The sequence below is a fragment of the Larkinella punicea genome (assembly GCF_003334855.1).
Lineage (GTDB): Bacteria > Bacteroidota > Bacteroidia > Cytophagales > Spirosomataceae > Larkinella > Larkinella punicea.
This window is the reverse complement of record NZ_QOWE01000032.1, coordinates 95,552-104,978: the sequence shown is the minus strand read 5'-3', so window position 1 is coordinate 104,978 and position 9,427 is coordinate 95,552. Positions and strand designations below refer to the sequence as shown.

Below are 9,427 nucleotides of genomic sequence, written 5' to 3'. Positions count from 1 at the left end.
TTCAATGCCAAGATCAAAGCCTTCCGGGCTCAGTTCAGAGGGGTAAGAAACGTCGAGTTTTTCCTTTATCGATTAACGCAGTTATATGCTTAAACCAAGATGCTCCACAACTTTTGCTCTTGATCCATTCTGTGCGTAGGCCCGCCACTTTTACGCTGGCTAAAACCCGTACTTATACGCTAAAACCAACCGGTCACAATCCTTAGTTTTGATTAGCACGAACGAATCAAACTTAACGGAACTGGACCATGAAGCTTTTTCTTATTTTCCTTTTTCTGATGGGACTGACCGGTTGTAAAAAGACCGATGACTCGACCGCAGCTCCTGAAAAAACGGTGAATGACGTTGCGTTAACGGCAAAACAACTCAATATGCCGCTCAGCACGTACGATGCCGGCCCTTACCCGATGCAGTCGGTCCTGGTCGGAAATGCGATTTATTTCGGTAATTATTCCAATACCGCCAAGTCGCAGTTTTTTGTCCGGTTCGATCTGGGCAGCAACAGTTTTTCGACGGCTTTAGCCAAGTCAGCCAATGTGTGCGGGTGTGGCTATTCCAGCAAACTGGTGTCGGATGGAACCAACATCTTTTTTATTGCCAATGATGCCACCAAATACACGGCTTCAGCGAACAACTGGCAAAACATCACCTATCCGGCCACTGCGAAAGACAATGCCGGAGAAGCGGGAGTTACGTATTATAACGGCAACATCTATTTCGTTGGCGGGCGGACACCCAGCACCCTGTTTAAATTTTATAGCATTGGTCAGGATAAATGGTTTACGGCACCGAATTACCTGTTTCCGACCACCAGCACCGAACTGGTGTCATATAAAGACCGGATTTATGCGCTGGGCGGACAGGGAGCGAAGCAAAAGATGGCGTATTTTTCAACCGCGACCAACACCTGGACTGCGCTGAAGGATTTGACTTTTGAGGTTTCAAGTAACTACCAGAGTGTCTATTCGGCCGTCCTGGGCGACTACCTGTTTCTCCTCCAGAACCAGTCGGTATATGTCTATGATCTCGTGAAGGATACCTGGGCAGCCGAGCCGCTTAAACTGGATAATGTTCCTGCCTACGGTAATCTGTTCTCGAATGGCCAAAAGCTGTACATAAGTGGGAAAAACGCGTCCAATGTGCCGGTCGTAACGGAATTGACACTATCGATTCAATAAAAAAAGACACGACTCATGGTGGTCGTGTCTTTGCTATTTCTATTCCTAAACCCTTAAAAAATTGTTGATGAAGTTGTACTGATAATTCGTTGATGAAGTGCAAGCTTAACCAGGTTGGAATATATACGGCATTGTCTTAAAAGTCGATTTCCTCTTCTTCGCGTTTCAACAATTCGTTGACATCGTCCATCGGCAAACCGAACGCATCGGCTACGCCTTTGTAAACGATTTTGCCGTTAACGACATTCAACCCGCGTTTCAGTTCTTCATTGTCGCGACACGCTTTTTGCCAGCCTTTGTTGGCCAGTTGCAGGGCGTAAGTGAGCGTGGCATTGGTCAGTGCCACGGTTGAGGTGTAAGGAACGGCACCCGGCATGTTGGCCACGCAGTAGTGAACCACGTTGTCGATGACATACGTCGGATTTTCGTGCGTGGTCGGTATACAGGTTTCGATGCAGCCACCCTGATCGACCGCGACATCAACCAGAACCGTTCCGGGACGCATCAGTTTCAGCATCTCGCGGGTGATGAGGTGGGGGGCTTTCGCGCCCGGAATCAACACCGCGCCAATAATCAGATCGGAATGTTTGACGGCTTCCCGAATGCTGTATTCGTTCGACATCAGTGTATCGACGTTCTCGGGCATGATGTCCGACAAATACCGCAGACGCGGCAGACTGATGTCCATGATGGTGACATGAGCGCCCAGACCAGCCGCCATTTTGGCCGCCTGTGTTCCCACGATTCCGCCACCCAGAATCAGCACATGGGCCGGTTTTACCCCCGGAACACCGCCCAGCAGGATTCCCCGGCCTTTTTGCGGTTTTTCCAGGTATTTGGCGCCTTCCTGAACCGCCATCCGTCCGGCTGCTTCCGACATCGGAATCAGCAACGGCAGGCTGCGATCGGTTTTTTCCACGGTTTCATAAGCCAGACAAACGGCTTTGCGTTCGATCATGGCGTGCGTCAGTTCTTCCGACGATGCAAAGTGGAAATAGGTAAACAGCAGTTGGTCTTCTTTAATCAGGTTATATTCCGACGCAATCGGCTCTTTCACCTTCATAATCATCTCGGAAATGCCGTAGACATCCTCGATGGTAGGCAGCATCACGGCCCCGGCGTCAATGTATTCTTCGTCCTCAAAACCACTCTCCACCCCCGCATTGACCTGCACATAAACGGTGTGGCCAAATCGACGAAATTCAGCAACACCCGCGGGGGTCAGCGCCACCCGGTTTTCATTGTTTTTTATTTCTTTAGGAACACCGATTACCATCGTATTCTGCGGTTGTGGTTGGTATTGATTGGATACACAAAGGTATGAATTGCCAAACAGATTTCTGATTCTATAACTCTTTTTGGGAAATACTGTTTACTTTTCGTAGTATAGAAGGAAATAATTTGGTGACGAGCCTTTCGAACGGCTTTGTAAAGAAAAAATTCCGTCATGACGCAGGTAGACAAGATTGACCGGCAGATATTGTCTCTTCTACAGGATAACGCCCAACTCACGATTCAGGAGATCGGCCAGCGGATCAACCTCTCGAAATCGCCCATTCACGAACGAATTAAACGGCTTGAACGTGAAGGGATTATTGAAAAATACGTGACGCTTCTGAACAAGAAAAAACTGGGTCATCTGCTGGTGGTTTTCTGCCACGTCACGCTCGACAAGCAAACCCGCGACACGTTCGTGGAATTTAATCTGGCCATTGCCCAGCTCCCGGAAATCATGGAATGCAACCTGGTGTCGGGAACTTTCGATTATCTGCTGAAAGTGGTGGTTCACGACATGGAGACCTACAACCGGTTTTATCAGGAACGGCTTTCGGTGATTCCCGGGATTCTGAACATCAGCAGCTTTTTCGTGATGTCGGAGGTGAAAAATACGACGGTGATTCCGGTGTGACTATTTTTCGACAGCGATAACCTCCCCGTGCGTCTGTCGAATGATACCCCGCAACAACGGTTTGAATGTGCCAAAAACCGAAACCGCTGCCTCCGAAAGCCATCGATCGCCGAAAAGTCGCTGCACGGTTCGGCCCACCCACAGCCGCCGGGCAAACCGGGTCGACCATTCTGATTGATACCGCTGTTCCAGTTCGTTACGTGTGAATTGCCCGTTTAAATAGGTTGATGATAACGCACTGACCAGCTTCCCGCTGTGAATGGCCAGCGCCATGCCGTTGCCACAGAGGGGCGTAATGAGTCCTGCCGAGTCACCCGCCATCAGGATGTGCTGCTCGACGGCGCGTTTGGGGGCAAACGAGAATTCGTTGATGACTTCCGGCTTATCGTACAGAAACTCGGCGTTTTCATAAATCCGTTTCAAATGGGGGTTCTGAAACAAAACCGCCCGCTCCATCGCCGGTATGTTGCCGAAAGGGCGGAGGTTCTCGCGCGTCGTCAGGTAGCAAAGGCAATATTTCCCGTCTTCAATGGCCGACAAACCGCAATACCCGTTCTGGAAATTATGCAGCGCAATGGTGTCGAGCGGAAATTCGGTCCGGATGTGATATTTCACGCCGAGGTACGGCGACGGTTTTTGCATAAACAGCCGCTGCAATTGCTTGTCGATTTTGGTTCGTTTGCCATACGCACCAATCACCAGCCGACTGGTTAAAACCTGCCCGTCGTTTATTTCGACAGTAAACTGATCGGCTGCAAAGGTGACGTTTTCAACCTGTTTGCCCACTAGAAACCGGATGCCGGCCGATTGGCCTAACTGATAAAGAGAATGGTCGAGGACATAGCGGCTCAGGCCAAAACCGCCCAAATCCAGCGTAGTTTCCAGCAAACGGCCCGAAGGCGAGCTGAACTGAAACCGGTTGATGTGGGTAGCCCCCAGGGCTTTCAAATCGACTCCCAGCGACTCGAGGTAGGGACGGACTTCGTTGGAGACGTATTCGCCACAAACTTTGTGAAAAGGGTACGTTTTTCGCTCGACAATCGCAACCTGATAGCCCCTCCGGGCCAGTTCCAGCCCGCTGACCAATCCGGCCAGCCCACCTCCGATAATGATGACATCCATGCTTGAGGCTGGTTTTTATGCGATGCAGGTGTTGATGGAAAGGATAAAGTTAACCAAACTAATTCAACAAACGAGCAAAACCGGGTAGCTACAACAAGGGTTATCGGTACGCATTGCCTTCGCTAAATCCAAGTTCATGCCGCGTTTATCACGTAGATAAAAAGAAAACCCGGATGGTTTAAATCCGGGTTTATACAATTCAGTAAGAAGCTATAGGAAGAAAGCAATGCGTTCAATTTATTGCGCTTCAACGTCGCCATACGTGATTTTCGGAATGGCTTTGTCGATCATATAACGACCCACGCCTTCTTCGCCAATGACATCGAATAATTCGACCGCCCGACGCGCTACATATTCCTCTTCGATTTGTTCTTTTACAAACCACTGCATGAATTGATCGGTAGCAAAATCGTTCAACTGGCGGGCCTGGCCCACGATGCGGTTGATGGCGTTGCTAACCGCAATTTCCTGTTGCAGAGCCAGTTCGAAAACATCCCGGAAACCGTCGAATTCCTGCGGAACATTGGTTACTTCGGGAGAAATGGCGTGACCGCCCATATCAGAAACATAGTTGAAAAGCTTCAGCATATGATTCCGTTCTTCATTGGATTGCTTATAAAAATAACCGGCGCTAAAGTCAAAACCGTTGCGATCACACCAGGCAGCCATTGACAAATAGATGGCCGAGGAGTGTGCTTCCATTTTTATTTGTTCGTTGAGAATGCGCTCAATTTCTTCTTTCAGCGACGTTCTCATTCTCACTAAATCTTTCATCGTTGTATCAGTTTTTGGTTCTTGACCAGATGGATGGATTTGCCTTTTCTGTTACAAGAATACTGATTTCAACCGGAAAAAGTTTTGAGTCTGTAAAATTTGGAAACAGTCTAATTGCAGTGATTGAGCACTTTAGGGAAAAAGGTGCGGTGTAACGGAACTGTTGTCTGGCAAACCAACCCGGTGATGATCGGTCAATAGACCAGCGAGCTGTAAATGCGTTCGTTTAGCAGCGTGTTGAGGTCGAGGACGAAACGGGTGCCGGCCAGCAGGTCGCGGAGGGCAATGAGGTCACAGAGACTCAGGACAAAAAGATGGCCGGTGCGGGGCGCATCGATGATTTCGACGTCGTAGGCATCGTCGGTATTGAAGATCATCGTGTGAATATCCACCGAATCAACCCGCTTCTTGAACGTCAAAAAATCGGAAATCCGGAGCGAAACGCGCGCTTCACCGAACTGAATGATGATCCGATTGGTTGTATCGCATTGATAGGTTGCGCCTTTTGAGCTGGCAAACAATTCAGTTAATGGAAGGGTATTCGACACGGATGATACAAAAAGAAATTCGGTGAAAAACAGATTGCTATGCGTTTGACTCCGTAAAAGTACAATTGGATTGCAGACGTGTCAAGTTTATTTGAAACAATTCTAAATAAATTTGTTTTCATATTCTATAAAGTAGTACCGTCGTGGCTGATGGCCTACCTTTGTTCCACATCTTGATGAATCCGCATGAATCGTAATATTTCCGACGGCTTAAATTTTTTCTCGAAAGTAACCCCCAAACGTGCCTGGAACGCACTGAAAGTATTGTCGAGTTATTACGAATCGAAGTGGACCGGTAAAGCGGTTCACCGGGGTTCGCCGATTGCCATTTCGTTTGAACCCACCACCTCGTGTAACCTCCGCTGCCCCGAATGTCCGAGCGGTTTGCGGTCGTTTACAAGGCCGACGGGCATGTTACCAGCCGATCTCTTCAAGCAAACCATTGACGAAATTGCCGATACGCTGTTGTACCTGACGTTCTATTTTCAGGGCGAACCGTACCTGCATCCCGATTTTCTGAAACTGGTGGGCTACGCATCGCAGAAAGGAATTTATACCGGAACCTCGACCAATGCGCATTACCTGACCGATGCTAATGCCAGAAAAACCGTCGAATCCGGTTTGGACCGGCTGATCATTTCCATCGATGGTACCACCCAGGAAACGTACCAGCAATACCGGGTAGGCGGGAAGCTACACAAGGTGATCGAAGGCACGAAGAACATCATCAAATGGAAAAAGGAACTGAAGTCGAAAACGCCCCATGTGATTTTCCAGTTTCTGGTCGTCAAGCCGAATGAACACCAGATTGGGGAAGTGTATCAACTGGCGAAAGAACTGGGGGTTGACGAGGTGGGATTGAAAACCGCCCAGATTTATGACTTTGAACACGGCTCCGATCTGATGCCGACCATCGATAAATATTCCCGGTACGAAAAGACGAACGATGGTACCTATGCCATCAAAAACGCGTTGGACGGACATTGCTGGAAAATGTGGCACTCCTGCGTCATTACCTGGGACGGTCTGGTGGTGCCCTGCTGTTTCGACAAAGACGCCCATTACCGGCTGGGTGACCTGAAGGAACAGACGTTTACGCAATTGTGGAGCAGCGAACCGTACCGTCAATTCCGGCAGACACTCATTCAGTCGCGCTCCGGCATTGAAATGTGTAAGAATTGCACGGAAGGGACGCAGGTCTGGGCTTGATCACAATAAAATAATACGACCGGAAACCGGAATGGATAAGGGGCTAGACAGTCAGACGATTAGCGTATGGATTGATCCGGTTTGCTGGCCCGTCATTTTTTCATCCGTGAAACATTTTCAAAAAATCCGTGAAACGTTCCTTGCTTTAGAATAACCATCTATAGATATTTGGGTCTGTAACGAACAAACCCATGGGTAAAGTTATTGCTATTGCCAACCAAAAGGGGGGCGTCGGAAAAACCACCACTACGATCAATCTGGCAGCCAGTCTGGCGGCTCTCGAGTTTCGAACACTGATTGTCGATGCCGACCCACAGGCCAATTCCACGTCGGGTCTTGGTTATAATCCGAAAGAAATTGAGAACAGCATCTACGAGTGCATGATTGAAGATATTCGCACCCGGGATGCCATCATTCAAACCGATTTTCCGAATCTTGACCTGCTGCCATCGCACATCGATTTAGTCGGGGCCGAAATTGAGATGATCAATCTCAAAAACCGGGAGGAGAAAATGAAGGAGGCTTTGTATGATGTAAAAGATGAGTATGATTTTGTCATCATCGACTGCTCGCCATCCCTGGGTCTGATTACCATCAACAGCCTGACAGCCGCTGACTCCGTCATTATTCCGGTTCAGTGCGAATATTTTGCGTTGGAAGGACTCGGTAAATTGCTGAATACCATCAAGATCATTCAATCACGGCTTAACACGTCGCTGGCCATTGAAGGCATTCTGCTCACCATGTACGATTTGCGGGTTCGCCTGTCCAATCAGGTGGTTGGTGAAGTCACGGCCCACTTCCAGCAAATGGTGTTCAACACCATTATCCCGCGCAACATTCGGCTGAGTGAATCACCCAGCTTCGGATTACCGGTTCTGGCGCAGGATGCCGACAGCAAAGGAGCCATCAGCTATCTGAATCTCGCCCGCGAAATTCTGATTAAAAATGGCCGGTTGCCGCAGGATCAGACCGTATAATATCCAACCCGAATTTAGCAGCCATGGATAATACGAACGCAAAAAGTAATCCGAAGAAAATGATAGGTCTGGGGCGTGGGTTAGGAGCCTTATTGCATGACAGTGACCAGGTAAATCGTCCCAGTAAACCGTCGCCGTATGAGTCGATCTCAACGATGACGGAAATCAGCGTCAACCACGTTGAAACCAATCCCTTTCAGCCCCGAACCCGGTTCGATGAAGAGGCTTTGATGGAACTGGCGGAGTCGATCCGGGTCCAGGGAATTATCCAGCCCATTACGGTTCGGCAACTGGGCCGCGACCAGTACCAGTTGATTGCCGGTGAACGGCGGTTGCAGGCATCCCGGCTGATCGGGCTGACGCACGTGCCGGCCTACGTTCGGCAGGCCAACGACCAGCAGATGCTGGAAATGGCATTGATTGAGAACATTCAGCGTGAAAACCTGAATTCGATCGAAATTGCCCTGAGCTACCAACGGCTCATCACGGAATGTAACCTGAAACAGGAAGAACTGGGTGCCCGGGTCGGAAAAAACCGGACCACGGTCAATAACTACATTCGGTTGCTGAAATTACCGCCGGTGATTCAGGCGGCTTTGCGCGACACCAAAATTCAGATGGGACACGCCCGGGCCATTATCAACGTCGACAATCCGGATATTCAGATTAAACTTTTCAACCGGCTGATTGAGGAAGACTGGTCAGTTCGCCGGGTGGAGGAAGCCGTACGCGGCCTTTCCACCACGCCCGAAAGCGAACCCGAACGCCGGTCGACACCCTACAAGCAGGAGATCCGGGGGTTACAGTTCAAACTCTCATCCATGTTTGGAACGAAAGTGTCCATCAAGGCCGATGAAAAGCACAAAGGCGAGATCAAAATTCCGTTTACCTCCCAGGACGAAATGAACCGGATTCTGGAAGTGCTGAATTACAAGGCATAAAAAAAGTTAATTTCCTGAAATCCGGTGGCGGGTCGGGTGCGTACAACGTTAGTATACGGACAATCTGCACTCATAACCCCTGGAAGATGGAAACCGAATACCCGGTATTTGTAAGAATGAAGTGGAAGAAATACGTTTGGGTTGGCATGTTGATCATGCTGGGCGCAGCGGCACAAGGGCAAACCCCGGCTGGTGCGGTTCCTAACGTACAGCCGGTTTTGGTGGATTCCGTTCGCAAACTGGCCACGGCCGATACGATTTCGCTGACGCCGAAACAGAATGCCAAAATCCGAAAAATTGTACCGAGAACCGCCACGATTCGCTCGGCCATTTTGCCGGGTCTCGGCCAGATTCACAATGGCCACTGGTGGAAAGTACCGATCATTTACGCCGGTTTTGGGACCATGCTGTATTTTTCCCAATACTACAGTGGTGAATACCGCATGTATCGGGACTATGGAATTAAGGCCAATTATGCCACGGGTCAGGAAATCGAAGTTCCGGGCTATTCGCGAAAAATAACCGTGGCCGAACTGGAACGGGCCGCCCGTTCCGTTGCGCGGTATCGGGATTATAACTACCTGGGAATCGGACTGTTGTGGGGTGTGAACGTCATTGAAGCCAACGTGACGGCCCACTTGAAAACATTCGATATTTCGGAAGACCTGACGATGAAAGTGAAGCCCGGTTTGCTGATGCCCGTCATTGGCATTATGCCGGTTCCGGGAATCCGGATTGCTTTCCAGTTTAAAAATTGAAGCCAGAA

At 49.4% G+C, this 9,427-nt stretch carries 10 protein-coding genes; 6 read left to right on the top strand and 4 right to left on the bottom strand.

What is annotated here, in order from left to right:
* The first annotated feature begins 248 nt into the window (after positions 1 to 248).
* Entirely contained in the window at positions 249 to 1,178 is a 930-nt protein-coding gene (locus DUE52_RS29175; protein ID WP_114409625.1) for a Kelch repeat-containing protein, read from the top strand.
* Positions 1,179 to 1,314: 136 nt separating this feature from the next.
* Here DUE52_RS29175 and ald read toward each other — a convergent pair whose 3' ends face one another.
* The gene (ald, locus tag DUE52_RS29170) at positions 1,315 to 2,454 is read right to left on the bottom strand and encodes an alanine dehydrogenase (protein ID WP_114409624.1); all 1,140 of its coding nucleotides are present in this window, start codon (positions 2,452 to 2,454) and stop codon (positions 1,315 to 1,317) included.
* A 171-nt stretch (positions 2,455 to 2,625) separates the two neighbouring features.
* Here ald and DUE52_RS29165 point away from each other — a divergent pair, with 171 nt between their 5' ends.
* A complete protein-coding gene (locus tag DUE52_RS29165) occupies positions 2,626 to 3,087 on the top strand; it encodes an Lrp/AsnC family transcriptional regulator (protein WP_114409623.1) in 462 nt (153 codons plus the stop codon).
* Here the strand turns inward: DUE52_RS29165 and DUE52_RS29160 are convergent, their stop codons facing one another.
* The 3 genes from DUE52_RS29160 to DUE52_RS29150 all read right to left on the bottom strand — a co-directional run bounded on the left by DUE52_RS29160 (position 3,088) and on the right by DUE52_RS29150 (position 5,504).
* A complete protein-coding gene (locus DUE52_RS29160; protein WP_114409622.1) occupies positions 3,088 to 4,209 on the bottom strand; it encodes an NAD(P)/FAD-dependent oxidoreductase in 1,122 nt (373 codons plus the stop codon). It lies immediately after the preceding gene.
* A gap of 237 nt (positions 4,210 to 4,446) precedes the next feature.
* On the bottom strand, positions 4,447 to 4,983 hold the full coding sequence (locus DUE52_RS29155) for a ferritin (protein ID WP_114409621.1): 537 nt from the start codon (positions 4,981 to 4,983) through the stop codon (positions 4,447 to 4,449).
* Between the two features lie 194 nt (positions 4,984 to 5,177).
* The gene (locus tag DUE52_RS29150; RefSeq protein ID WP_229312351.1) at positions 5,178 to 5,504 is read right to left on the bottom strand and encodes a hypothetical protein; all 327 of its coding nucleotides are present in this window, start codon (positions 5,502 to 5,504) and stop codon (positions 5,178 to 5,180) included.
* Between the two features lie 213 nt (positions 5,505 to 5,717).
* Here DUE52_RS29150 and DUE52_RS29145 point away from each other — a divergent pair, with 213 nt between their 5' ends.
* The 4 genes from DUE52_RS29145 (at position 5,718) to DUE52_RS29130 (ending at position 9,419) form a co-directional block, all read left to right on the top strand.
* Positions 5,718 to 6,740 carry an SPASM domain-containing protein gene (locus DUE52_RS29145; protein WP_114409619.1) on the top strand — a complete coding sequence of 341 codons (1,023 nt, stop codon included), beginning with the start codon at positions 5,718 to 5,720 and terminating at the stop codon, positions 6,738 to 6,740.
* A gap of 191 nt (positions 6,741 to 6,931) precedes the next feature.
* On the top strand, positions 6,932 to 7,720 hold the full coding sequence (locus DUE52_RS29140) for a ParA family protein (RefSeq protein WP_114409618.1): 789 nt from the start codon (positions 6,932 to 6,934) through the stop codon (positions 7,718 to 7,720).
* A gap of 23 nt (positions 7,721 to 7,743) precedes the next feature.
* Positions 7,744 to 8,661, top strand: a complete 918-nt coding sequence (locus tag DUE52_RS29135) for a ParB/RepB/Spo0J family partition protein (RefSeq protein WP_114409617.1) — start codon at positions 7,744 to 7,746, stop codon at positions 8,659 to 8,661.
* An 86-nt stretch (positions 8,662 to 8,747) separates the two neighbouring features.
* Positions 8,748 to 9,419, top strand: coding sequence for a DUF5683 domain-containing protein (locus DUE52_RS29130; protein WP_114409616.1), 672 nt, complete (start codon positions 8,748 to 8,750; stop codon positions 9,417 to 9,419).
* The last annotated feature ends 8 nt before the right edge of the window (positions 9,420 to 9,427 follow it).

What these genes read in the sequence shown, in the direction of transcription:
- DUE52_RS29165 (WP_114409623.1), top strand. Translation starts at nt 2,626, where the DNA reads ATGACGCAGGTAGACAAGATTGACCGGCAGATATTGTCTCTTCTACAG.
- DUE52_RS29135 (WP_114409617.1), top strand. Translation starts at nt 7,744, where the DNA reads ATGGATAATACGAACGCAAAAAGTAATCCGAAGAAAATGATAGGTCTG.
- DUE52_RS29160 (WP_114409622.1), bottom strand. Translation starts at nt 4,209, where the DNA reads ATGGATGTCATCATTATCGGAGGTGGGCTGGCCGGATTGGTCAGCGGG.
- DUE52_RS29130 (WP_114409616.1), top strand. Translation starts at nt 8,748, where the DNA reads ATGGAAACCGAATACCCGGTATTTGTAAGAATGAAGTGGAAGAAATAC.
- ald (WP_114409624.1), bottom strand. Translation starts at nt 2,454, where the DNA reads ATGGTAATCGGTGTTCCTAAAGAAATAAAAAACAATGAAAACCGGGTG.
- DUE52_RS29175 (WP_114409625.1), top strand. Translation starts at nt 249, where the DNA reads ATGAAGCTTTTTCTTATTTTCCTTTTTCTGATGGGACTGACCGGTTGT.
- DUE52_RS29140 (WP_114409618.1), top strand. Translation starts at nt 6,932, where the DNA reads ATGGGTAAAGTTATTGCTATTGCCAACCAAAAGGGGGGCGTCGGAAAA.
- DUE52_RS29145 (WP_114409619.1), top strand. Translation starts at nt 5,718, where the DNA reads ATGAATCGTAATATTTCCGACGGCTTAAATTTTTTCTCGAAAGTAACC.
- DUE52_RS29155 (WP_114409621.1), bottom strand. Translation starts at nt 4,983, where the DNA reads ATGAAAGATTTAGTGAGAATGAGAACGTCGCTGAAAGAAGAAATTGAG.